This window comes from Novosphingobium sp. (assembly GCF_036820275.1).
Taxonomy (GTDB): domain Bacteria; phylum Pseudomonadota; class Alphaproteobacteria; order Sphingomonadales; family Sphingomonadaceae; genus Novosphingobium.
The window spans coordinates 20,784-41,536 of record NZ_DAISLT010000037.1; the positions used below are offsets into that span (position 1 = coordinate 20,784).

Genomic DNA, 20,753 nt, shown 5'->3' on the forward strand with positions numbered 1-20,753 from the left:
AAACGAGAAACCGCCCGAAACGAGAAAAGGCCCCGACGTTTCCGCCGGGGCCTTTTCAAGTGTTCGCCTGAAGCAGGTCGATCAGTCGATCACCGCAACCATGTGCGGCAGCTTGGCGATCGCACCACGGACTTCCGGGGTGTCTTCGCGCTCGACGACCTTGTGCATCTTGCCGAGGCCAAGACCGATGAGGATCTTCTTCTGGCTTTCGGGACGACGGATCGGCGAACCGATCTGCTTGATCTTGATCTTTGCCATGACTGATTACTCCGCGATGGCTTCAGCAGCGGCTTCCGCCTCTGCTTCGCTTGCGCCGCCGCGACCCAGCAGGTCGGCTACCTTCTTGCCACGACGCTGGGCAACCGACTTCGGCGAAGTCTGGTTGACGAGCGCGTCGAAGGTGGCGCGGATCATGTTGTAGGGGTTCGAAGTGCCGACCGACTTGGTCACGACGTCAGCAACGCCGAGGCTTTCGAACACGGCGCGCATCGGACCACCAGCGATGATGCCGGTACCGGCCGGAGCCGAACGGACATTCACCTTGCCGGCGCCGAAGTGGCCACGGCCGTCGTGGTGAAGCGTACGGCCTTCCTTGAGCGCCACGCGGACCATCTTCTTCTTGGCAGAAGCAGTGGCCTTGGTGATCGCCTCGGGAACTTCGCGAGCCTTGGCATGGCCGAAGCCGACGCGGCCCTTGCCGTCGCCAACGACGACCAGAGCTGCGAAACCAAAGCGCTTGCCGCCCTTAACGGTCTTCGAAACGCGGTTGATGTGGACGAGCTTCTCGATGAGCTCCTCGCCCTGTTCTTCCTCGTTGTTGCCACGGCCGCCACGGCGGTCGTCGCGACGGCCACGGCCGCCACGCTCGCCGCGTTCGCCACGGCCGCGACCGCGACCGCGACCTTCACGGACTTCCTGGCCTTCAGCGGCCGGGACGTCGGTCTGGATTTCGGTGTTTTCGTCAGCCATGATCAGAACTCCAGCCCGCCTTCACGGGCGGCTTCGGCCAGCGCCTTGACGCGGCCATGGAAGAGGAAACCGCCACGGTCGAACACAACCGAGGTAACACCCGCCTTCTTGGCGGCCTCGGCGAGTTCCTTGCCAACGCGAACTGCGGCATCGGTATCGGTGCCCTTGGCGCCAAGCGTGTTGGCGGCAGCTACGGTGTGGCCCTGCGCATCGTCGATGATCTGCGCATAGATGTGGCGGCCGGTGCGGTGCACCGACAGACGGGGACGACCACCCGCACGGGCCTTGAGGGCCGTGCGGACGCGCCGGCGACGGCGCTCGAAAAGGGAAAGCTTGGCCATTACTTCTTCTTCCCTTCCTTGCGGAAGATGAATTCGCCGCGGTACTTGATGCCCTTGCCCTTGTAGGGTTCGGGCTTGCGCCAGCGACGGATCTCGGCCGCGAGTTGGCCGACCTTCTGCTTGTCGATACCCGAAATCTCGACCGTGGTGTTATCCGGGGTCTTGATCTCGATGCCTTCCGGCACAGCGATGTCCACGTCGTGCGAATAGCCGAGCTGGAGCTTCAGGTTCTTGCCCTGAGCCGCGGCGCGGTAGCCGACACCCTTGATTTCGAGGACCTTGGAGAAGCCGTTGGTCACGCCTTCAACGAGGTTCGAAACGAGGGTGCGCTGCATGCCCCAGTGGCTGCGGGCAGCCTTGGTCTGGTTGGCAGGCTGAACGGCGATCGAACCTTCTTCGACCGAGTAGGTCACGAGGTCCGACAGACCCAGCGTCAGGGTGCCCTTGGGGCCCTTTACGCTAAGCACGCCGTTGTCGATGGCGGCAGTGACCCCGCCAGGGATCACAACCGGCTTCTTGCCGATGCGGCTCATTAGAACACCTCCGCCAGCACTTCGCCACCGACGTTCTGCGAGCGGGCTTCGGCATCCGAAAGCACGCCGCGGGGCGTCGAGACGATGGTGATGCCGAGACCGTTGCGAACAACCGGGAGTTCCTTCGAACCCGAGTAGACGCGGCGGCCAGGCTTGGAGACGCGAGCGATGTGCTTGATGGCGGGTTCGCCTTCGAAGTACTTCAGCTCGATGCGAAGCTGCGGGTGCGCGCCGGTGGCGTCATCGCTGAAGCCACGGATGTAGCCTTCGCGCTGAAGCACTTCGAGCACGCGAGCACGAAGCTTGGAAGCGGGCGACAGGACGGTGTCCTTCTTCGCCTGCTGTCCGTTACGGATGCGGGTGAGCATATCACCCAGGGGATCGGTCATAGCCATTGCTTCGTACCCTTACCAGCTCGACTTGGTCACGCCGGGGATCATGCCCTTGTTGGCAAGATCGCGCAGCTCGATGCGGCAGAGACCAAACTTGCGGTAGTAACCGCGCGGACGACCGGTCGTCGCACAACGGTTGCGAACCCGGGTCGGGTTACCGTTGCGCGGGATTTCGGCCAGCTTCAGGCGGGCGATGAGGCGCTCGGTTTCATCGAGCGATTCGTCATCGGCAACTGCCTTCAGGCGCGCGTACTTGCCTGCATACTTCTTAACGAGCTGCTTGCGGCGCTCGTTCTTGTTCACGGAACTCAGTTTCGCCATGGACTTAAGCTCTCTTCCTCAGCGGCTCACGCCGCTTCCTTCTGTTCCGACTCTTCAGCCGGGAACGGGAAACCGAACAGACGAAGCAGTTCGCGTGCTTCCTCGTCGGTCTTCGCAGTGGTGGTGACGATGATGTCCATGCCACGCACCTTCTCGATCTTGTCGTAGCTGATCTCCGGGAAGATGATCTGCTCCTTGAGACCCATCGCGTAGTTGCCGCGACCGTCGAACGACTTGGGGTTCAGGCCACGGAAGTCGCGGATGCGGGGCATCGCGATGGTGACGAGACGATCGAGGAATTCGTACATGCGCTCCCGGCGGAGCGTCACCTTGCAGCCGATCGGCATGCCTTCGCGCAGCTTGAACTGTGCGATCGACTTGCGGGCCTTGGTCACGACGGGCTTCTGACCGGCGATGGCTTCCATCTCGGCAGCAGCGGTCTGGACCTTCTTCTTGTCCTGGCTCGCTTCGCCGACGCCCATGTTGAGCGTGATCTTCTCGATCTTCGGCACTTCCATCACGTTCTTGTAACCGAACTTCTCGGTCATCGCCTTCGCGATTTCAGCGTCGTACTTCGAGCGCAGACGCGGAGTGTACTTCTCAGCCATCGATGGTCTCCCCGGACTTCACGGCCACGCGGACCTTCTTGCCGTCCTTGGTTTCGAAGCGAACGCGGGTCGGCTTGCCGTCCTTGTCGGCAACGGCAACCTTGCAGATCGCCATCGGAGCCGGCGTACGCTCGATGCCGCCCTGCGGGTTCTGCTGGGTCGGCTTGCGGTGCTTGGTAGCGACGTTCACGCCCTCGACCACGACCTTGGCGTCCTTCGGGAGAACCTGAAGCACGGTGCCGGTGCGGCCCTTGTCCTTGCCGGACAGGACGACGACGGAGTCACCCTTCTTGATCTTCGCGGCAGCCATTACAGCACCTCCGGAGCAAGCGAGATGATCTTCATGAAGCCCTTGCCGCGAAGCTCGCGCACGACGGGGCCAAAGATACGGGTGCCGATCGGCTCCTCGTTCTTGTTGATGAGCACCGCTGCGTTGCTGTCGAAGCGGATAACGCTGCCGTCGGTACGACGGACGTCTTTGCGGGTACGCACGATCACCGCACGGTGAACGTCGCCCTTCTTGACGCGAGCGCGGGGCTGCGCCTCCTTCACCGACACCACGATGATGTCGCCGACGCCTGCGAAACGACGCTTCGACCCGCCCAGCACCTTGATGCACTGAACGCGCTTTGCGCCGCTGTTGTCCGCGACGTCGAGATTGGATTGCATCTGGATCATCGATCCGAGTCCTTCTCAACTGGCTTGCCGGAACAAGTCCGGCAGTTCCTAAAAAGACAGGCCCACGAGGGGCCCGAGTCGCCCAGACGGGCGAAGTGCGCGCATTTGACGCATTCCGCCGTCCAGGTCAACACTCTTGTCCGGCCCTGAGGCCGAGGCAGATCGAACCGGCCATGTCTTCAACGACATGGCCGGTCCAAATCTTATACCTCGGCTTCGAGCGCGGTACCCTTGCTCGCCTGAAGACGGTCAAGAACCTTCCAGGTCTTGGTCTTCGAGAAGGGCTTCGTCTCCTCGATCCGGACGCGTTCGCCGGTCTTGAAGGCGTTGTCTTCGTCGTGAGCGTGGTACTTCTTCGAGCGACGGATGATCTTCCCGTAAAGGGGGTGCTTCACCTTGCGCTCGACCAGCACGGTCACGGTCTTGTCGGTCTTGTCGGAAACGACGGTCCCGATCAGAATACGCTTGGGCATCGTGTTTCCTCCTTAGGCCTGCGCCGCACGCTCGGCCTGGAGCGTCTTGATGCGGGCGATGTCACGACGCACCTGCTTGATGCGCGCGGGCGCTTCAAGCTGGCTGGTCGCGGCCTGGAACCGCAGGTTGAACTGCTCGCGCTTCAGCTCGACGAGATCAGCGGTGAGCTGGTCGTCGGTCTTGGCGCGAAGGTCTTCGATCTTGTTAGCCATGATTCGACTTCCTTACTCGCCGCCAAGGTGCGAGGTGTCGCCGAGGCGAGCCACGACCTTGGTCTTGATCGGCAGCTTCATCGCAGCGCGGCTGAAAGCCTCGGCTGCGAGGGGGCCAGCGACGCCGTCCAGTTCGAACAGGATGCGGCCCGGCTTGACGCGGGCAGCCCAGTATTCAACCGAACCCTTGCCCTTACCCTGACGGACTTCAGCAGGCTTCTTCGAAACCGGCACGTCGGGGAAGACGCGGATCCAGAGACGACCCTGGCGCTTGATGTGACGCGTGATCGCGCGGCGAGCCGCTTCGATCTGGCGGGCGGTGATCCGCTCGGGCTCAAGGGCCTTGAGGCCGTAGGAGCCGAAGTTCAGGTCGGTGCCGCCCTTGGCATCACCCTTGATCCGGCCCTTGAAGGCCTTGCGGAACTTGGTCTTCTTCGGTTGCAGCATGACTCTTAGTTCCTGCGGTCATCGCGTGCCGGACGCACGCCGGAGGTCTGAGCCTCCATCATCAGGCGGTCCTGCGCCATCGGGTCGTGGCCAAGGATTTCGCCCTTGAAGATCCAGACCTTGATGCCGATGATGCCATAGGCGGTCAGCGCCTCGGCTTCGGCATAGTCGATGTTGGCACGCAGGGTGTGAAGCGGCACGCGGCCTTCACGGTACCATTCGGTACGCGCGATTTCCGCACCGCCAAGGCGACCACCGCAGGTGATCTTGATGCCTTCGGCGCCGAGACGAAGAGCCGACTGAACGGCGCGCTTCATCGCACGACGGAACGCAACGCGGCGGATCAGCTGATCGGCGATGCCCTGAGCGACGAGCTTCGAATCGACTTCCGGCTTGCGGATTTCGACGATGTTCAGCTTCACTTCGCTGCTGGTGATCTTCGCCAGCTCCTTGCGGAGCTTCTCGATGTCCGCACCCTTCTTGCCGATGATCACACCGGGACGGGCTGCATAGATCGAGATGCGGCACAGCTTGGCCGGACGCTCGATCACCACCTTCGAGATAGCGGCCTGGGGCAGCTTCGCGACGATGAACTTGCGGATCTTGAGGTCTTCCTCAAGCAGCTTGCCGTAGTCCCGGCCTTCCGCGAACCAGCGGCTGTCCCAGGTACGGTTGATCTGCAGACGCAGACCGATCGGATTGCTCTTATGACCCATGGATCAGGCCTCCTCGACTTCGCGAACGACGATCCGCAGGCGCGAAAACGGCTTGAGGATACGGGTGGACTTGCCGCGACCACGAGCGTGGAAACGCTTCATGGTGATCGACTTGCCGACCGACGCCTCGGCGACGACGAGAGCGTCGACGTCGAGGTTGTGGTTGTTTTCCGCGTTCGCGATCGCCGAAGCGAGGATCTTGCGCGCGTCCTGGGCCATCGCCTTCTTGGAGAAGGCCAGGATGTTCATCGCGTCTTCGACCTTGCGGCCGCGGATCAGGGCGGCGACGAGGTTGAGCTTCTGGGCGGAACCACGAATGGTGGTGCCGACCGCAAGAGCTTCCTTCTCGCCGACGCGGCGGGGTGCTGCCTGCTTGCTCATTAGCGCTTGCCCTTCTTGTCGGCAGCGTGGCCGGGGAAGGTACGCGTGGGCGCGAATTCACCGAGCTTGTGGCCGACCATGTCCTCGTTGACCGAGACCGGGATGAACTTGTGTCCGTTGTAGACCTGGAAGGTCAGGCCAACGAACTGCGGAAGGATGGTGGAGCGACGCGACCAGGTCTTGATCGGAGCAGCCTTTGCACCGGCATCCTGCGCGACCTCGGCCTTCTTGAGAAGGTACAGGTCGACGAAGGGGCCTTTCCAGACGGAACGTGCCATCGTGTCTTACCTCTTCTTCTTGGCGTGGCGCGAACGGATGATCATCTTGTCCGTCTGCTTGTTGTTGCGAGTGCGAGCGCCCTTGGTCGGCTTGCCCCACGGAGTGACCGGGTGACGGCCGCCCGAGGTACGGCCTTCACCACCACCGTGCGGGTGGTCGACCGGGTTCTTGGCAACACCGCGGGTCAGCGGGCGACGGCCCAGCCAACGGCCGCGACCGGCCTTGGCGAGGGTCTGGTTGGCGTTGTCGGGGTTCGACACGGCGCCAACGGTGCCCATGCAGTCGCCACGCAGGTAGCGCTGCTCACCCGAGTTGAGGCGAACGATGACCATGCCGCGGTCACGACCGACGACCTGCACATAGGTGCCTGCCGAACGGGCGATCTGACCACCCTTGCCGGGCTTCATCTCGACGTTGTGGCAGATCGTGCCGACCGGCATCTGCGACAGAAGCATGGCGTTGCCGGGCTTCACGTCGGTCTTTTCACCGGCGATCACGACGTCGCCGACGGCGAGGCGCTGCGGCGCGATGATGTAGGTCAGTTCACCGTCGGTGTACTTCACGAGCGCGATGAAAGCGGTGCGGTTGGGATCGTATTCGATACGCTCCACGGTCGCTTCCATGTCCCACTTACGACGCTTGAAGTCGATGAAGCGGTACTTCTGCTTGTGACCACCGGCGATGCCGCGCGAGGTCACGTGACCCTTGTTGTTGCGGCCGCCGGTCTTGCTCTTGCCTTCGGTCAGCGCCTTGAGGGGCTTGCCCTTCCAGAGCGACGACTTGTCGACGAGGACCAGGCCGCGGCGTGCGGGGCTGGTCGGGTTGTAAGTCTTGAGTGCCATCGGAAATTAACCCCGCGCGCCTTCGGTGATGTCGATCGACTGACCTTCGGCCAGCGTGACAATCGCCTTCTTCACGTCGCTGCGGCGGTAAGCCTTACCGCGCCAGCGCTTGGTCTTGCCCTTGACGACCAGCGTGTTCACGCCGGTGACCTTGACGTCGAAGAGAGCTTCGACGGCGGCCTTGATCTCGGGCTTGGTCGCCTTGTCAGCAACCTTGAAGACGACGGCGTTCTGCTCGGAAAGCAGGGTCGACTTCTCGGTGATGTGCGGCGAGAGGATCACGTCGTAGTGACGGATGTCCACGGTCTTAGCCATTGAAACGCGCCTCCAGCTTTTCGACAGCGGCGCGCGTCAACACCAGCGTATCATGCTTCAGGATGTCGTAGACGTTCGCGCCGACAGCCGGGAGCACGTTCACGCCGACGATGTTGCGGGCAGCCAGGGCGAAGCCCTCGTTGACCTGCTCACCGTCCATGACGAGAACCTTCTTGCCGAAGTTCGCCTTGGCGAGCTGACCGGCGAGAGCCTTGGTCTTGGCGTCGGAAACGTCGAGCGAGTCGACGATCACGAGACCGTTCTGAGCCTTGGCCGAAAGAGCCATCTTCAGACCGAGTGCACGGATCTTCTTGTTCAGCGAGATGTTGAACTCGCGGCGACGGGCACCGTGAGCCTTACCACCACCGATGAACACCGGAGCAGCGCGGTCGCCGTGACGGGCGGTACCGCCACCCTTCTGGCGGCCGAACTTCTTGCCGGTACGGGCAACGTCCGAACGCTCGCGGGTCGCACGGGCGATGCCGCGACGGTTTTCAAGCTGCCAGGTGACGACGCGGTGCAGGATGTCCGCGCGCGGTTCGAGACCGAACACGTCGTCCGACAGTTCGATGTCGGCGTTGGCGGCCGAACCGTCGATGTTGAGGACCTGAACCTTCATGATTAGCCCTCCTGGCCTTCGGTCGCTTCGGGAGCCGCGGCTTCGGCCGGGGTCACGGCAGCGGCCGTATCATTGGTGTTGCTGGCCGACTTGATGCCGGCGGGGTACGGAGCCTCGGCGTGACGGTCGACCTTGACGGCGTCCGAAACGGTGAGCCAGGCGTTCTTCGAACCGGGGACCGAGCCCTTGACGAAGATCAGGCCACGCTCGTCGTCCACGCGGACGACTTCGAGGTTCTGCTGGGTGCGCTGACGGTCGCCCATGTGGCCGGCCATCTTCTTGTTCTTGAACACCTTGCCCGGATCCTGACGGTTACCCGTCGAACCGTGCGCACGGTGCGAGATCGAAACACCGTGGGTGGCGCGCATACCGCCGAAGCCCCAGCGCTTCATGGCGCCCTGGAAGCCCTTGCCCTGGGTGTGACCACCCACGTCGACCAGCTGGCCGGGCACAAAGTGCGAGGCAGCGATCGTGGCGCCGACTTCGAGGAGGGCGTCGTCGGCGACGCGGAATTCCGCGACGCGCATCTTCAGGGGAACCTGAGCCTTTGCGAAGTGTTCACGCTGCGGCTTGGCAACGTTCTTCTGCTTTGCTTCGCCCGCACCGAGCTGAACCGCGACGTAGCCGTCACGATCAGCAGTACGAACCGAAACCACCTGACAGTCTTCAAGTGCCAGGACAGTGACGGGCACGTGGCGACCGTCCTCCTGGAACAGGCGGGTCATCCCGACTTTCTTGGCGATCACGCCTGTACGCATGACCTTTCTCCTTACAGAGGCGTACGCAGGACCATCCCTCGTACGCGTGTCCAACCCTGTTATGATACGAACCCCGTCCGGGTCAGGTGTTCCCTGCAAGTCCACTATGGACCGCGGAAACGAGACGGGGGACGCATTCCCGACGCCTCCCGAAGGAGACGGCGGAGGTATCCCTTGTGTCCCCTCGGTTTCCCTTCGGGGCGCTGTCTCTGCGAACTTTCGTTCGCAAAGCCGGCCTCATGGCCGACAAGGTAATCTGGATCCGGAGATCCGAAATTCACCGATCGTTTAAAGTCCGATCAAAAGACTGTCGGGGCAACCTGGAAGGTCACCCCGAAAAACCGGCTCAGGCCAGCTTGATCTCGACGTTCACGCCGGCAGCCAGGTCGAGCTTCATCAGAGCGTCGACGGTAGCTGCGTTCGGCTGCACGATGTCAAGCAGACGCTTGTAGGTGCGGACTTCGAACTGCTCACGCGACTTCTTGTCGATGTGCGGACCACGGTTGACCGTGAACTTCTCGATCTTCGTCGGCAGGGGAATGGGCCCACGAATCAGAGCGCCGGTGCGGCGGGCCGTGTCAGCGATTTCGCCAGTGGCCTGGTCGAGCACGCGATGGTCAAACGCCTTCAGGCGGATACGGATGTTCTGAGCTTCCATTACCTACTACCGATGAGAAAGAGCCAAAGGGCACGAGGCCCCGTCAAATTCGAACCGCGCCCCTACACGGTGAAGGCGAGTCGGGCAACCCCTGATTTCACGAGGCCCAGCAGGTTTTCTGCCCCAGGTTTTCGGGAGGCCGCCGACGCGGTTCGTCGCATCCGCCCTTCCCTACACCCTGCCCGCACCCTACCTTGGCAGGGCGACGCCTAACAGAAGCCGCTTTCCATGTCCCCCATCACCACGACAATTTCCAGCGCGCTCGCCGCGCTGTCCCTTGCATGCCTGGCGCCCGTCGCCGTTGCAGCCGACAGATCCGTCTACGGCCCCAGCGGAACGGGCATCCCCATCGACCTCGACAAAACCGACGTGCTCACTGCCCACGCCGCCATGCCCGATGCCACGGGCGGCCCCGTGGACGATGCCTGCCGGGAAGCCGCCCGCGCCAGTAACGGCGGCAATGACGGCACGATCGTCGTCTGCTCCCACGGCGGCGACGGCACCAACCAACGCGTCCCGGCATCGAAATCCTTGGACGAGAGCACACGCACGGGCGCTGCCTATCCGCCGGACCTCTGGGACCTGCCCGGCTGCCTCGGCCCCTGCATCACCATACCGTTCGGCCATGTGCCGGAGCCGGTCTACTACATCGACCTCAAGTCCATCCCCGAAGCCCCCAAGGGTTCGGACGCCTGGAAGATCGGACAGGGCGAGCTGCGGGCGCGGTAGAGACGCCGTCCACGCTTTGCCCCCGGGCTTTCAGCGCTTTCAATCTCCATCAACGCGAAAAGCCCGGCGTCTCTTTCGAGACGCCGGGCCAATCACTTTCAGCCGTTGTTGGCCGATCGACGAATTACTTCGTGATCGTGGCAACGACGCCCGAACCGACGGTGCGGCCGCCTTCGCGGATTGCGAAGCGGAGACCTTCGTCCATGGCAATCGGAGCGATCAGCTTGATCGACAGCGAAACGTTGTCGCCAGGCATGACCATCTCGGTGCCCTCGGGAAGGATCACTTCGCCGGTCACGTCGGTGGTGCGGAAGTAGAACTGCGGACGGTAGTTCGCGAAGAACGGCGTGTGACGGCCGCCTTCGTCCTTCGACAGGACGTAGACTTCAGCCGAGAACTCGGTGTGCGGGGTCACGGTGCCCGGCTTGGCGAGAACCTGGCCACGCTCCACGTCGTCGCGCTTCAGGCCACGAACCAGCGCGCCGATGTTGTCGCCGGCTTCACCCTGGTCGAGCAGCTTGCGGAACATTTCGACGCCGGTGACGGTGGTCTTCTGCGTGTCGCGGATACCGACGACTTCGACTTCTTCACCAACCTTGACGATGCCGGTTTCGACGCGGCCGGTCACAACCGTACCACGACCCGAGATCGAGAACACGTCTTCGACGGGCATCAGGAATGCCTTGTCGGTGGGACGCGGGGGCTGCGGGATGAAGTCGTCGACAGCCTTCATGAGTTCGAGGATCGAGCTCTTGCCGATGTTGTCGTCACGGCCTTCGAGGGCGGCCAGAGCCGAACCCTTGATGACGGGGATGTTGTCGCCGTCGAAGTCGTACGACGAGAGCAGTTCGCGAACTTCAAGTTCGACGAGCTCAAGCAGTTCTTCGTCGTCGACCTGGTCGACCTTGTTCATGTACACGACCAGCTGCGGCACGCCGACCTGGCGAGCGAGCAGGATGTGTTCGCGGGTCTGCGGCATCGGGCCGTCAGCAGCGTTCACGACCAGGATAGCGCCGTCCATCTGGGCAGCACCGGTGATCATGTTCTTCACGTAGTCAGCGTGACCCGGGCAGTCGACGTGCGCGTAGTGACGAGCTTCGGTCTCGTACTCGACGTGAGCGGTCGAGATCGTGATGCCGCGCTCGCGCTCTTCCGGAGCCTTGTCGATGTTCGCGAAGTCAACGGCTTCACCGCCGAAGGTTTCCGACATCACCTTGGTGATGGCGGCCGTCAGGGTGGTCTTGCCGTGGTCAACGTGACCGATGGTGCCGATGTTGCAGTGCGGCTTGTTCCGCTCGAATTTTGCCTTCGCCATTTTCAAACCTTCTTTGCTTGAATTGTAATCTGCGGGAATGTGAGGCAGCGCCCGCCGAAACAGGCGCCGCCCCTAGAATGATCTTGCCGATTAGGCAAGCTTCTCCTTGACCTCGGCCGCGACGTTCGCCGGGACTTCGTCGTAATGGGAGAAGAACATCGAGTAGTTTGCACGACCCTGGGTGAACGAGCGGAGCTGGTTCACGTAGCCGAACATGTTCGCCAGCGGAACCATGGACTCGACAACCTGGGCATTGCCGCGGCTGTCGGTGCCCTGGATCTGGCCACGACGGCTGTTCATGTCGCCGATGACGTCGCCGAGGTATTCCTCGGGGGTGACGACTTCGACCTTCATGATCGGCTCGAGCAGCTTGATGCCGGCCTTCTGGGCGACTTCACGCATAGCACCGCGACCGGCGATTTCGAAGGCCAGGGCCGACGAGTCGACGTCGTGGTAGGCACCGTCGTAGAGGACGATGTCGAAGTCGATGATCGGGAAGCCGACCAGCGAACCCGAGGCAGCGGTTTCGCGCATGCCCTTTTCGATCGCGGGGATATATTCCTTCGGAATGTTACCGCCCTTGATCTCGTCCTTGAAGGTGATGCCCGCACCGCGCTCGCCCGGCGTGACCTTGATCTTCACGCGACCGAACTGACCGGTACCGCCCGACTGCTTCTTGTGGGTGTAGTCCACATCGACAGCCTTGGCGAGGTATTCGCGATAGGCGACCTGCGGAGCGCCGACGTTGGCTTCGACCTTGAACTCGCGACGCATACGGTCGACGATGATGTCCAGGTGAAGTTCGCCCATGCCCTTGATGATCGTCTGGCCCGACTCGTGGTCGGTGGTGACGCGGAACGAGGGATCCTCGGCCGAGAGACGGTTGAGCGCGACGCCCATCTTCTCCTGGTCGGCCTTGGTCTTCGGTTCCACCGACAGTTCGATGACCGGCTCGGGGAATTCCATGCGTTCGAGAACGATCGGCGCCTTTTCCGCGCAGAGCGTGTCGCCCGTGGTGGTTTCCTTCATGCCGGCAAGAGCAACGATGTCGCCCGCGAAGGCTTCTTCGATGTCCTTACGGTCGTTGGCGTGCATTTCGAGAATGCGGCCGACCTTTTCCTTCTTGCCCTTCACCGAGTTCAGGTACGAGCCCTTCGAGAGCGTACCCGAGTAGATGCGGATGAAGGTGAGCGAGCCCACGAAGGGATCGTTCATGACCTTGAAGGCGAGCGCCGAGAACGGTGCGGTGTCTTCCGGCGGACGGCTGTCGGGTTCGTCGCTGTCGACCTTGACGCCCTGGACGTCTTCGATGTCGAGCGGCGAAGGCAGGTAGTCGACGACGGCGTCGAGCAGGGGCTGAACGCCCTTGTTCTTGAACGCCGAGCCGCAGACGACCGGCACGAACGCGTGGCCCAGCGTACCCTTGCGGATCAGCTTCTTGAGCGTGGCGACGTCCGGCTCGTTACCTTCGAGGTAGGCTTCCATCGCCTCGTCGTCCTGCTCGACGGCGAGTTCGATGAGCTTGGTGCGGTACTCGGCGGCTTCGTCAGCCAGCTCAGCCGGGATTTCTTCGTAGAAGAATTCGGCGCCGAGCGATTCGTCCTTCCAGACGATCGCACGGTTGTGAACCAGGTCCACCAGGCCCTTCAGGTCGGCTTCGAGGCCGATCGGAATGTAGAGCACGGCAGGCGTCGCACCGAGGCGGTCGATGATCGACTGCACGCAGTACTTGAAGTTCGCACCGGTACGGTCGAGCTTGTTGATGAAGCACATGCGCGGAACGCCGTACTTGTCAGCCTGGCGCCACACGGTTTCCGACTGCGGCTCAACGCCGGCAACGCCGTCGAAGCACGCGACCGCACCGTCGAGCACGCGCAGCGAGCGTTCGACTTCGATGGTGAAGTCGACGTGCCCGGGGGTGTCGATGATGTTGATGCGGTATTCCTGGCCCTCGGACGTCCAGAAGCAGGTGGTCGCAGCCGAGGTGATGGTGATGCCGCGTTCCTGCTCCTGCTCCATCCAGTCCATGGTAGCAGCGCCGTCGTGGACTTCGCCGATCTTGTAGGACTTGCCGGTGTAGTAGAGGATACGCTCGGTCGTGGTGGTCTTACCGGCGTCGATGTGCGCCATAATACCGATGTTACGGTACATATTGAGCGGATGGCTGCGTGCCATGGTGGGAATCCTTAGCAGGAGTGTTTCGGGAGCGAGGCGGCCTTCAGATAAGACCTCGCCCCCTGAATTAAAAGTGTGACGCCCGGATGACCAGTCATCCGGGGCCACACGCTCACATTACCAGCGGTAGTGCGAGAAGGCGCGGTTCGCGTCCGCCATGCGGTGCGTGTCTTCGCGCTTCTTCACGGCGTTGCCGCGGTTGTTGGCAGCATCGAGCAGCTCACCCGACAGACGCGCCGCCATGGTGGTTTCCGGGCGGTTGCGCGCCGCGGTGATCAGCCAGCGGATGGCGAGTGCCTGGGCACGCTCCGGACGAACTTCGACCGGAACCTGGTAGGTCGCACCACCGACGCGGCGGCTGCGGACTTCGATCTGCGGCTTCACGTTGTTCAGGGCATCGTGGAACAGCTGGACCGGGTCCGACTTGGCGCGGGTTTCCATGGTTTCCATGGCACCGTAGACGATCGATTCGGCGACCGACTTCTTGCCGTCGAGCATGAGGTTGTTCATGAACTTCGACAGGACCTGATCACCGAACTTCGGATCAGGCAGGATTTCCCGCTTCTCGGGACGACGACGACGTGACATTTCTTAAACTCCAAAAAGTCCGGAGCGTAGCGGAGGTCTTCAACTGTCATCCCAGCGAAAGCTGGGACCGCTGGCCTCACTGGGCGCTCGGTATGTTTCTTGTCTTCAAGGTCGGGTTAGGCTGCCAGCGGTCCCAGCTTTCGCTGGGATGACGGGCGCCCCGCCGCGGCCCTTGAGACCAGCTTACTTCGGACGCTTGGCGCCGTACTTCGAGCGCGACTGCTTGCGATCCTTGACGCCCTGCGTGTCGAGCACGCCGCGAAGGATGTGGTAGCGCACGCCGGGAAGGTCGCGAACGCGGCCGCCGCGGATGAGCACGACCGAGTGCTCCTGCAGGTTGTGGCCTTCACCCGGGATGTACGAAATGACTTCGCGGCTGTTGGTCAGACGGACCTTGGCGACCTTGCGGAGAGCCGAGTTCGGCTTCTTCGGGGTCGTGGTGTACACGCGGGTGCAGACGCCGCGCTTCTGAGGGTTCTGCTCCATGGCAGGAACCTTCGACTTGGCCTTCTGCGGCTCGCGGCCCTTGCGGACCAGCTGGTTGATAGTGGGCATCTATACTCTTCTTTCAAATGGGAGTGCGATGGATCGCCGCCGAAACCATCGGCATCGACCCGTCGCACCCCGGAGATCTCCGGGCCGGCACATCTGAAAGGGAAGAGTGAGGTCACGCATTCCAACGAGTCCGCCTGCTTGCGCCCGTCATCCCGGCGAAAGCCGGGACCGCTGGCCGCAAGCGCCATGCTCGCTGCACACGTGAGCCGAAAAACACTCCACCCGGCCAATGCACCGGATTACTTTGCCATGCGCCGTTCCGTCCGAAGGTCCGCGATTCGCGGGAACCTTGCCGCCGTTCACGCGCAGGACTGCGCCGAAAGGCCCGGAAATGCTGACATGGCAATGTTCAGCTCTATGTCGTTTCCTTCGGGAATACCCGCAGGAGATGCGCGCCCTTAGGAGATTTGCACCCGAGGGTCAAGATTTACCGGCCGCGCACCGCGCCACACCGGATCGCGATCTCCGGCCTTCGAACTTTTTTCCAAGGCCGCCCGCGAAGGTCTCCGTCTCAGGTCTCGATATCGACCTGAAGGGACGAAGATGCCTCGCTACCTGCTTGCTTCCACCGCGCTTCTCGCCATGGCGACCGCCGCCCATGCAGAGGACGTGACCACCAAGAAGACCACGCCGCTCCTCACCTCGACGATCAAGAACGGCGCCGCCGACGCGATCAACATCACGAAGGACGGCTCCGTCGTGCTGACGTCCGGCACGGCCGTGACGATGGACAGCAACAACAATGTCGCCAATGCCGGTGCGATCACGATTACCAATGCCAACGGCGTACGCGGCGTCGTCGCCAATGCCGGGACCACGGGCGACATCGTCAACACCGGCACGATCACGCTCGACGAGCCCTATACTCCCACCGACGACGACAAGGACGGCGATCTCGACGGTCCCTTCGCGCTCGGCTCGAACAAGATCGGCATCCGCACCGAAGGCGACCACACCGGCAAGATCACCCAGAGCGGCACGATCACCATCAAGGGCAACGATTCCGCCGGTATCTCGCTGGGCGGCAAGCTCACCGGCAACTTCACCCATGACGGCAAGACCAACGTGCTGGGCGACAACGCCATCGGCGTGAAGACCGGCCAGATCGACGGCAACGTCCGCCTTGCCGGTTCGGTGCTGGCGCAGGGCAAGAACGCGATCGGCGCGCAGTTCGGCGGCGACGTGAACGGGGCGATGGTCGTGCAGGGCGCGATCGTCTCGACCGGCTACCGCTATACCACCCCGCCCGCCGACCCCTCGAAGCTCGATGCCGACGACCTGCTTCAGGGCGGCTCTGCCATCGTGATCGAAGGCAACGTGACCGGCGGCATCGTCCTCGCCGTCGCGCCCAAGGACAGCGATCCCAACTATGCCGACGAAGACGGCGACGGCATCCCCGACGCCACCGAAGGCGCTGCCAAGGTCGCCACTTACGGCAAGGCCCCGGCCATCGTGATCGGCTCGGCCACCAAGGACATCGCCATCGGTCCGGTTGCCAGCACCGCCAGCAAGTACGGCCTCCAGATCGACGGCACCGTGGAAGGCCACGGTCTCTACGCCGGGATCGACGGCAACGGCGTGGCCATCGGCGGGCTCGGCGGCAAGGTGACGATCGCGAACGGCATCGGCATTACCGGCGGTATCGCGGCCACCTCGAAGGACGCCTCGGCGACCGCGCTGCGGCTCGGCGCGGGCGCGAGCACGCCGCTGGTCCAGAACGCCGGCACGATCAGCGCATCGGGCGCGCAGGCCGTTGCCGTCCGCATCGATGCGGGCGCCAGCCTGCCCACCTTGCGCAACTCGGGCACGATCAAGGCTGCCGCCGTCAACGAAAACGGCGCGGCCACCGCGATCAGCGATGCCAGCGGCACCCTGAACCTCATCGAGAACAGCGGCACGATCTCGGCCACCGGCGCCAAGGCCGGTTCGGGCAAGAACGTGGCCATCGACCTTTCGAACGCCACCGGCAGCGTCACCGTGAAGCAGACCCAGGTCGGCGCGGGCTTCGCCGCCCCCTCGATCGTCGGCGACATCCGGCTCGGCGGCGGTAACGACCTGGTGGACATTGCCGATGGCACCGTGACCGGCAATGTCGCCTTCGGCGGCGGTAACAATACCCTCGCCCTTTCCGGCAAGGCCGTGCAGACCGGCAACGTCACGTTCGGCAGCGGTTCGGACACGATGACGCTGGCAGGCACCTCGCGCTTCGTCGGCACGGCGGACTTTGGCGGCGGCGCCGATACGCTGACCCTCACCGGCACGTCGGTCTTCTCCGGTTCGCTGACGAATGCCGGAAACCTCGCGATCAAGGTCACGGGCGGCATGCTCGACGTGAACAAGCCCACCGCGATCGGCTCGCTCGATGTCGGCAAGGACGGCATCGTGGCCGTGACGCTCAACAAGGCGGCGGGCCAGGGTTCGGCCTACACCGTCGCCGGCACCGCCTCCTTCGCGGACGGTTCCAAGCTGGCGATCAAGCTCGCCGACGTTTCCACCGCCGAGGGCAGCTACCAGGTGCTGACCGCCGGGACGATCCAGGGCCGCGACAACCTCAAGGCCGCGACCGACCTCGTGCCCTACATGTTCAAGGCCACGCTGGACGACAAGGCCGCCGCGAACACCGTCGTCGTCGATGTCGCCCGCCGCACGGTGGCCGAACTCGGCCTCAACCGCTCGCAGGCGACCGCCTACAACGCGATCTTCACCGCCCTCAGCCAGGACGAGAAGATCGAGGACGTGTTCCTCGGCATCACCAACGGCGACCAGTTCCGCCAGGCCGTGGGCCAGATGCTGCCCGACCATGCGGGCGGTTCGTTCGAGGGCATCAGCCTCGGCGCCCGCACCGTCGGCCGCCAGCTCATGGACCCGATCAACCCGGTCTGGGGCGAAGGCCGGTTCAGCACGACGATGAACCTCTCGTTCTGGGGCAGCGACAAGAAGGCCGGTGCCAGCGCCGCCTACAACCTGCAAGGCTACGCCATGTCGCTCGGCGCCGAGTACCTGACCGGCATCGGCCGGTTCGGCGGCACGTTCTCATATCTCTGGAATCGCCACACGAGCGGCGGCACCAGCGAGATCAAGTCGAACTCCTTCGAACTCGCCGGCCACTGGCGCGGCCAGTTCGGCGCACTACAGAGCTACGGCCGCGCCTCGATCGGCCGGTCCAACTTCGACAGCGAGCGCCAATTCATCGGCGCGATCGGCACGGAGAACGTCAGCCGCACGATCAAGGGCAAGTGGAACGGTACGTTCGTCACCGCTGCGGGCGGCGCTTCCTATGAGGGCGGCGGCAGCCATGTCTTCTATCGTCCGGCCGTCACGGTCGACTACGTGCGCCTGAAGGAAGACGGCTACACCGAGAACGGCGGCGGCAAGGCGCTCGACCTCGCGGTCGCCTCGCGCACCAGCGACGAACTCGGCGTGAACGGCAGCATGACGCTCGGCATCGACTTCATGGGCATGCAGCGCCGCGACGAGAACTGGTTCCGCATCGAAACCGAAGGCGGCTGGCGCGAGATCGTCAGCGGCGGCATCGGCTCAACCACCGCGCACTTCGCAGGCGGCCAGAACTTCACGCTGGACGGCGACGAGGCGACGAGCGGCTGGTTTGCCCGCCTGCGCGCCATCGGCGGCACCCTGGGCCTGACGATGGGCGGCGAACTTTCGGCCGAAGATCGCCATGGCCGCGTCGATCTCGCTCTGCGCGGTTCGGTCACCATCGGCTGGTGATCGCCCGCTCCTGAACCCCGTCCCAGAGCAAGGCTGGAACGGCCTCCGGCTCCGGCACCCCAGCCGGGCCGGTCCGCCGCGAAGGAAGCGCCTCCCCCACCCCAACCCCGCGCCTTTCAGGCGCTCGGCGCATCCTTCGCCCAGCCTCCGGCCCCGATCGCCCCAAGCGACCGGGGCCGGACCCGTTTTCAGTACCCGCTTTTACCTTGGACCTTCCTGACGGTTCCTGCGTTCCGTTCCGCATGATTATCGTCCACCACCTTGAAAACTCGCGCTCCCAGCGTGTCCTCTGGCTGCTGGAAGAACTGGGGCTCCCCTACGGACTCCGCCGATACGAGCGGGACGAAAAGACCATGCTGGCGCCGCCCCAGCTCCGCGCGGTCCATCCGCTCGGCAAGTCCCCGGTGATCGTCGACGATGACGGCGATGCCCCGCTGACGATCGCGGAGACCGGCGCCATCGTCGAATACCTCACGGAAAAGGCTGGCGGCAGGCTGGGACCTCCCGCCGCGCGCGAGGATACCCTGCGCTACCGCCACTTCCTGCATTATGCGGAAGGCTCGCTGATGCCGCCGCTGCTGCTCAAGCTGGTGCTCGGCCGCATTCCCCTCCTCGGTCCTATCGCCCAGAAGCGCATCCAGCCGATGATCGACGTCCACCTCGATTTCGTCGAACAGGAACTGGCCGGCCGGGACTGGTTTGCGGGCGAGACCTTCACCGCCGCCGACGTGATGATGAGCTTTCCGCTCGAAGCCGCCCGCAACCGCGCGGGTCTCGGCCCTTCGCGACCGGCGACGCTGAACTGGCTGGACCGGATCCATGCACGCCCCGCCTATCAGGCTGCCCTCGCCAGCGGCGGACCTTACAAGTACGCCTGAAACCTCATGAATTGACACTGGGCCGCGCCCCGGAGCAAAGCGCGGTTCGGCGCGTTTCGACGCACGACCATCTCCGAGGGGGCAATTGCAGACATGACCATGAACCGAGCGCGCGTGGAAAACGGAGGGCTGATCCTCTTCCTCGCCGCGATCACCATCGCCCTCACCCTCGTCGTGTCGAGCTTCATCGGCGCCCTGCTTTGGGCGGCCCTTGCCGCGCTGCTGTTCCAGCCCCTGTTCCAGCGGCTGCTCGCGCGCTGGCCGGAGCGCCGCAACCTGGCCGCCGCCGTCGCCCTGCTGGTGATCTCGGTCGCGGTCGTCATTCCGGCCCTGATCATCACCAGCCTCGTCGTCGAGCAGGCGGCCGGGGTCTATGCGCAGATGCGCGACGGCCAGATCAATTTCGCGGAATATTTCCAGAAGGTTCACGACGCCCTCCCGCTGCGCGTCCAGACCCAGCTCGACAGCTTCGGCTTCAACAGCTTCGAGCGCGCCCAGGCCCGCATCAGCGAAGCGGTGAGCAACAGCGTCAGCCTGATCGCCAGCCGCGCCCTCGCCATCGGCGCCAATGCGGCCTCGTTCATCCTGGCCTTCGGTGTCGGCCTTTACGTCACCTTCTTCCTGCTGCGCGACGGCGACCGGATCGGCCCCGCCGTCGTACGCGCCCTGCCGCTCGAACAGAGCGTGGCAAGGCGGCTGGCCGAGCGTTTCGTCACCGTGGTGCGGGCGACCATCAAGGGCTCCGGCCTGGTGGCGCTGGCCCAGGGCGCGCTGGGCTCCATCACGTTCGCGATCGTCGGCGTCCCGGCGGCCCTGCTCTGGGGCCTGCTCATGGCCATTGCCGCCCTGCTCCCCGCCATCGGCCCCGCCATCGTCTGGGCACCGGTCGCGGTCTACCTGCTGGCGACCGGGGCGATCTGGCAGGGCGCGGTGGTGATCGGCTCGGGCGTGCTGGTCATCGGCCTCGCCGACAATGTCCTGCGCCCCATGCTGGTCGGCCGCGACACCGGCATTCCCGACTGGCTGGTGCTGGTGACGACGCTGGGCGGGATCGAACTCGTCGGCCTCAGCGGCATCGTCCTCGGCCCGCTGGCGGGCGCGCTGTTCATGACCGGCTGGACGATCATGACCGAGCAGCGCTTCGACCCGTCCCCTGACGTAGAATAAGCGAACCGGCACGGGCCTGTCCTGCGGCTACGAAGACCGGCCGCAGCGGCCCGACGCCCGGCTCGCAAGCGGTT

General features: G+C 63.9%; 28 protein-coding genes. 4 read left to right on the forward strand and 24 right to left on the reverse strand.

Features of this window, described 5'->3' with window-relative positions; genetic code table 11:
• Positions 1–81: 81 nt before the first annotated feature.
• The 20 genes from rpmD to rpsJ all read right to left on the reverse strand — a co-directional run bounded on the left by rpmD (position 82) and on the right by rpsJ (position 9,543).
• Positions 82–258 carry a 50S ribosomal protein L30 gene (gene rpmD / locus V7066_RS22295; protein WP_021233428.1) on the reverse strand — a complete coding sequence of 59 codons (177 nt, stop codon included), beginning with the start codon at positions 256–258 and terminating at the stop codon, positions 82–84.
• A gap of 6 nt (positions 259–264) precedes the next feature.
• The gene (gene rpsE, locus V7066_RS22300; protein ID WP_334185182.1) at positions 265–969 is read right to left on the reverse strand and encodes a 30S ribosomal protein S5; all 705 of its coding nucleotides are present in this window, start codon (positions 967–969) and stop codon (positions 265–267) included.
• Between the two features lie 2 nt (positions 970–971).
• Entirely contained in the window at positions 972–1,310 is a 339-nt protein-coding gene (gene rplR, locus V7066_RS22305; RefSeq protein WP_147219117.1) for a 50S ribosomal protein L18, read from the reverse strand.
• Entirely contained in the window at positions 1,310–1,843 is a 534-nt protein-coding gene (rplF, locus tag V7066_RS22310; protein WP_132386843.1) for a 50S ribosomal protein L6, read from the reverse strand. Before rplF ends, rplR begins: the two co-directional genes overlap by 1 nt.
• Positions 1,843–2,238 carry a 30S ribosomal protein S8 gene (gene rpsH / locus V7066_RS22315; RefSeq protein WP_147219115.1) on the reverse strand — a complete coding sequence of 132 codons (396 nt, stop codon included), beginning with the start codon at positions 2,236–2,238 and terminating at the stop codon, positions 1,843–1,845. Before rpsH ends, rplF begins: the two co-directional genes overlap by 1 nt.
• Before the next feature lie 12 nt (positions 2,239–2,250).
• Entirely contained in the window at positions 2,251–2,556 is a 306-nt protein-coding gene (rpsN, locus tag V7066_RS22320) for a 30S ribosomal protein S14 (RefSeq protein ID WP_054440327.1), read from the reverse strand.
• A gap of 26 nt (positions 2,557–2,582) precedes the next feature.
• Positions 2,583–3,164, reverse strand: a complete 582-nt coding sequence (rplE, locus tag V7066_RS22325) for a 50S ribosomal protein L5 (protein ID WP_021233434.1) — start codon at positions 3,162–3,164, stop codon at positions 2,583–2,585.
• Entirely contained in the window at positions 3,157–3,474 is a 318-nt protein-coding gene (gene rplX / locus V7066_RS22330) for a 50S ribosomal protein L24 (RefSeq protein WP_334185183.1), read from the reverse strand. Before rplX ends, rplE begins: the two co-directional genes overlap by 8 nt.
• On the reverse strand, positions 3,474–3,842 hold the full coding sequence (rplN, locus tag V7066_RS22335) for a 50S ribosomal protein L14 (protein WP_086490050.1): 369 nt from the start codon (positions 3,840–3,842) through the stop codon (positions 3,474–3,476). The genes rplX and rplN overlap by 1 nt, the downstream gene beginning before the upstream one ends.
• 203 nt (positions 3,843–4,045) lie before the next feature.
• The gene (gene rpsQ, locus V7066_RS22340; protein WP_021233437.1) at positions 4,046–4,315 is read right to left on the reverse strand and encodes a 30S ribosomal protein S17; all 270 of its coding nucleotides are present in this window, start codon (positions 4,313–4,315) and stop codon (positions 4,046–4,048) included.
• A gap of 12 nt (positions 4,316–4,327) precedes the next feature.
• On the reverse strand, positions 4,328–4,528 hold the full coding sequence (rpmC, locus tag V7066_RS22345) for a 50S ribosomal protein L29 (protein WP_021233438.1): 201 nt from the start codon (positions 4,526–4,528) through the stop codon (positions 4,328–4,330).
• Between the two features lie 12 nt (positions 4,529–4,540).
• Positions 4,541–4,975: a 50S ribosomal protein L16 gene (gene rplP, locus V7066_RS22350; protein WP_021233439.1), complete on the reverse strand. Its 435-nt coding sequence runs from the start codon at positions 4,973–4,975 to the stop codon at positions 4,541–4,543.
• 5 nt (positions 4,976–4,980) lie between these two features.
• Positions 4,981–5,691 carry a 30S ribosomal protein S3 gene (gene rpsC, locus V7066_RS22355; protein ID WP_147219111.1) on the reverse strand — a complete coding sequence of 237 codons (711 nt, stop codon included), beginning with the start codon at positions 5,689–5,691 and terminating at the stop codon, positions 4,981–4,983.
• Positions 5,692–5,694: 3 nt separating this feature from the next.
• Entirely contained in the window at positions 5,695–6,072 is a 378-nt protein-coding gene (gene rplV / locus V7066_RS22360; RefSeq protein WP_132386855.1) for a 50S ribosomal protein L22, read from the reverse strand.
• Positions 6,072–6,350, reverse strand: coding sequence for a 30S ribosomal protein S19 (rpsS, locus tag V7066_RS22365; RefSeq protein WP_086490053.1), 279 nt, complete (start codon positions 6,348–6,350; stop codon positions 6,072–6,074). Before rpsS ends, rplV begins: the two co-directional genes overlap by 1 nt.
• A 6-nt stretch (positions 6,351–6,356) precedes the next feature.
• Positions 6,357–7,193, reverse strand: coding sequence for a 50S ribosomal protein L2 (rplB, locus tag V7066_RS22370; RefSeq protein WP_334185184.1), 837 nt, complete (start codon positions 7,191–7,193; stop codon positions 6,357–6,359).
• 6 nt (positions 7,194–7,199) lie between these two features.
• Positions 7,200–7,508, reverse strand: coding sequence for a 50S ribosomal protein L23 (locus V7066_RS22375; protein ID WP_147219107.1), 309 nt, complete (start codon positions 7,506–7,508; stop codon positions 7,200–7,202).
• Positions 7,501–8,127: a 50S ribosomal protein L4 gene (gene rplD / locus V7066_RS22380; protein ID WP_021233445.1), complete on the reverse strand. Its 627-nt coding sequence runs from the start codon at positions 8,125–8,127 to the stop codon at positions 7,501–7,503. Before rplD ends, V7066_RS22375 begins: the two co-directional genes overlap by 8 nt.
• A 2-nt stretch (positions 8,128–8,129) precedes the next feature.
• Positions 8,130–8,885, reverse strand: coding sequence for a 50S ribosomal protein L3 (gene rplC, locus V7066_RS22385; protein WP_132263823.1), 756 nt, complete (start codon positions 8,883–8,885; stop codon positions 8,130–8,132).
• Between the two features lie 346 nt (positions 8,886–9,231).
• On the reverse strand, positions 9,232–9,543 hold the full coding sequence (rpsJ, locus tag V7066_RS22390; protein ID WP_007011873.1) for a 30S ribosomal protein S10: 312 nt from the start codon (positions 9,541–9,543) through the stop codon (positions 9,232–9,234).
• Positions 9,544–9,771: 228 nt separating this feature from the next.
• Between rpsJ and V7066_RS22395 the strand changes: the two genes are divergently transcribed.
• Positions 9,772–10,272 carry a hypothetical protein gene (locus V7066_RS22395; RefSeq protein ID WP_334185185.1) on the forward strand — a complete coding sequence of 167 codons (501 nt, stop codon included), beginning with the start codon at positions 9,772–9,774 and terminating at the stop codon, positions 10,270–10,272.
• Between the two features lie 124 nt (positions 10,273–10,396).
• Here V7066_RS22395 and tuf read toward each other — a convergent pair whose 3' ends face one another.
• From tuf to rpsL, 4 genes are all read right to left on the reverse strand, one after another.
• Positions 10,397–11,587: an elongation factor Tu gene (gene tuf, locus V7066_RS22400; protein WP_334185186.1), complete on the reverse strand. Its 1,191-nt coding sequence runs from the start codon at positions 11,585–11,587 to the stop codon at positions 10,397–10,399.
• A 90-nt stretch (positions 11,588–11,677) separates the two neighbouring features.
• The gene (gene fusA, locus V7066_RS22405) at positions 11,678–13,762 is read right to left on the reverse strand and encodes an elongation factor G (protein WP_334185187.1); all 2,085 of its coding nucleotides are present in this window, start codon (positions 13,760–13,762) and stop codon (positions 11,678–11,680) included.
• 117 nt (positions 13,763–13,879) lie between these two features.
• The gene (gene rpsG / locus V7066_RS22410) at positions 13,880–14,350 is read right to left on the reverse strand and encodes a 30S ribosomal protein S7 (protein ID WP_147219099.1); all 471 of its coding nucleotides are present in this window, start codon (positions 14,348–14,350) and stop codon (positions 13,880–13,882) included.
• Between the two features lie 183 nt (positions 14,351–14,533).
• Positions 14,534–14,905, reverse strand: coding sequence for a 30S ribosomal protein S12 (gene rpsL / locus V7066_RS22415; protein ID WP_007011879.1), 372 nt, complete (start codon positions 14,903–14,905; stop codon positions 14,534–14,536).
• Between the two features lie 543 nt (positions 14,906–15,448).
• Between rpsL and V7066_RS22420 the strand changes: the two genes are divergently transcribed.
• From V7066_RS22420 to V7066_RS22430, 3 genes are all read left to right on the forward strand, one after another.
• Positions 15,449–18,634, forward strand: a complete 3,186-nt coding sequence (locus V7066_RS22420; RefSeq protein ID WP_334185188.1) for an autotransporter domain-containing protein — start codon at positions 15,449–15,451, stop codon at positions 18,632–18,634.
• A 242-nt stretch (positions 18,635–18,876) separates the two neighbouring features.
• Complete coding sequence (locus V7066_RS22425; protein WP_334185189.1) at positions 18,877–19,512, forward strand: glutathione S-transferase family protein; 636 nt, start codon at positions 18,877–18,879, stop codon at positions 19,510–19,512.
• Between the two features lie 93 nt (positions 19,513–19,605).
• Entirely contained in the window at positions 19,606–20,679 is a 1,074-nt protein-coding gene (locus V7066_RS22430; RefSeq protein ID WP_334185190.1) for an AI-2E family transporter, read from the forward strand.
• Positions 20,680–20,753 lie beyond the last annotated feature (74 nt).

Bases quoted from the DNA above. Each gene is read 5' to 3' on its own strand.
- rpmD (WP_021233428.1), bottom strand. From the start codon at position 258: ATGGCAAAGATCAAGATCAAGCAGATCGGTTCGCCGATCCGTCGTCCC.
- rpsE (WP_334185182.1), bottom strand. From the start codon at position 969: ATGGCTGACGAAAACACCGAAATCCAGACCGACGTCCCGGCCGCTGAA.
- rplR (WP_147219117.1), bottom strand. From the start codon at position 1,310: ATGGCCAAGCTTTCCCTTTTCGAGCGCCGTCGCCGGCGCGTCCGCACG.
- rplF (WP_132386843.1), bottom strand. From the start codon at position 1,843: ATGAGCCGCATCGGCAAGAAGCCGGTTGTGATCCCTGGCGGGGTCACT.
- rpsH (WP_147219115.1), bottom strand. From the start codon at position 2,238: ATGGCTATGACCGATCCCCTGGGTGATATGCTCACCCGCATCCGTAAC.
- rpsN (WP_054440327.1), bottom strand. From the start codon at position 2,556: ATGGCGAAACTGAGTTCCGTGAACAAGAACGAGCGCCGCAAGCAGCTC.
- rplE (WP_021233434.1), bottom strand. From the start codon at position 3,164: ATGGCTGAGAAGTACACTCCGCGTCTGCGCTCGAAGTACGACGCTGAA.
- rplX (WP_334185183.1), bottom strand. From the start codon at position 3,474: ATGGCTGCCGCGAAGATCAAGAAGGGTGACTCCGTCGTCGTCCTGTCC.
- rplN (WP_086490050.1), bottom strand. From the start codon at position 3,842: ATGATCCAGATGCAATCCAATCTCGACGTCGCGGACAACAGCGGCGCA.
- rpsQ (WP_021233437.1), bottom strand. From the start codon at position 4,315: ATGCCCAAGCGTATTCTGATCGGGACCGTCGTTTCCGACAAGACCGAC.
- rpmC (WP_021233438.1), bottom strand. From the start codon at position 4,528: ATGGCTAACAAGATCGAAGACCTTCGCGCCAAGACCGACGACCAGCTC.
- rplP (WP_021233439.1), bottom strand. From the start codon at position 4,975: ATGCTGCAACCGAAGAAGACCAAGTTCCGCAAGGCCTTCAAGGGCCGG.
- rpsC (WP_147219111.1), bottom strand. From the start codon at position 5,691: ATGGGTCATAAGAGCAATCCGATCGGTCTGCGTCTGCAGATCAACCGT.
- rplV (WP_132386855.1), bottom strand. From the start codon at position 6,072: ATGAGCAAGCAGGCAGCACCCCGCCGCGTCGGCGAGAAGGAAGCTCTT.
- rpsS (WP_086490053.1), bottom strand. From the start codon at position 6,350: ATGGCACGTTCCGTCTGGAAAGGCCCCTTCGTCGACCTGTACCTTCTC.
- rplB (WP_334185184.1), bottom strand. From the start codon at position 7,193: ATGGCACTCAAGACTTACAACCCGACCAGCCCCGCACGCCGCGGCCTG.
- V7066_RS22375 (WP_147219107.1), bottom strand. From the start codon at position 7,508: ATGGCTAAGACCGTGGACATCCGTCACTACGACGTGATCCTCTCGCCG.
- rplD (WP_021233445.1), bottom strand. From the start codon at position 8,127: ATGAAGGTTCAGGTCCTCAACATCGACGGTTCGGCCGCCAACGCCGAC.
- rplC (WP_132263823.1), bottom strand. From the start codon at position 8,885: ATGCGTACAGGCGTGATCGCCAAGAAAGTCGGGATGACCCGCCTGTTC.
- rpsJ (WP_007011873.1), bottom strand. From the start codon at position 9,543: ATGGAAGCTCAGAACATCCGTATCCGCCTGAAGGCGTTTGACCATCGC.
- V7066_RS22395 (WP_334185185.1), top strand. From the start codon at position 9,772: ATGTCCCCCATCACCACGACAATTTCCAGCGCGCTCGCCGCGCTGTCC.
- tuf (WP_334185186.1), bottom strand. From the start codon at position 11,587: ATGGCGAAGGCAAAATTCGAGCGGAACAAGCCGCACTGCAACATCGGC.
- fusA (WP_334185187.1), bottom strand. From the start codon at position 13,762: ATGGCACGCAGCCATCCGCTCAATATGTACCGTAACATCGGTATTATG.
- rpsG (WP_147219099.1), bottom strand. From the start codon at position 14,350: ATGTCACGTCGTCGTCGTCCCGAGAAGCGGGAAATCCTGCCTGATCCG.
- rpsL (WP_007011879.1), bottom strand. From the start codon at position 14,905: ATGCCCACTATCAACCAGCTGGTCCGCAAGGGCCGCGAGCCGCAGAAG.
- V7066_RS22420 (WP_334185188.1), top strand. From the start codon at position 15,449: ATGCCTCGCTACCTGCTTGCTTCCACCGCGCTTCTCGCCATGGCGACC.
- V7066_RS22425 (WP_334185189.1), top strand. From the start codon at position 18,877: ATGATTATCGTCCACCACCTTGAAAACTCGCGCTCCCAGCGTGTCCTC.
- V7066_RS22430 (WP_334185190.1), top strand. From the start codon at position 19,606: ATGACCATGAACCGAGCGCGCGTGGAAAACGGAGGGCTGATCCTCTTC.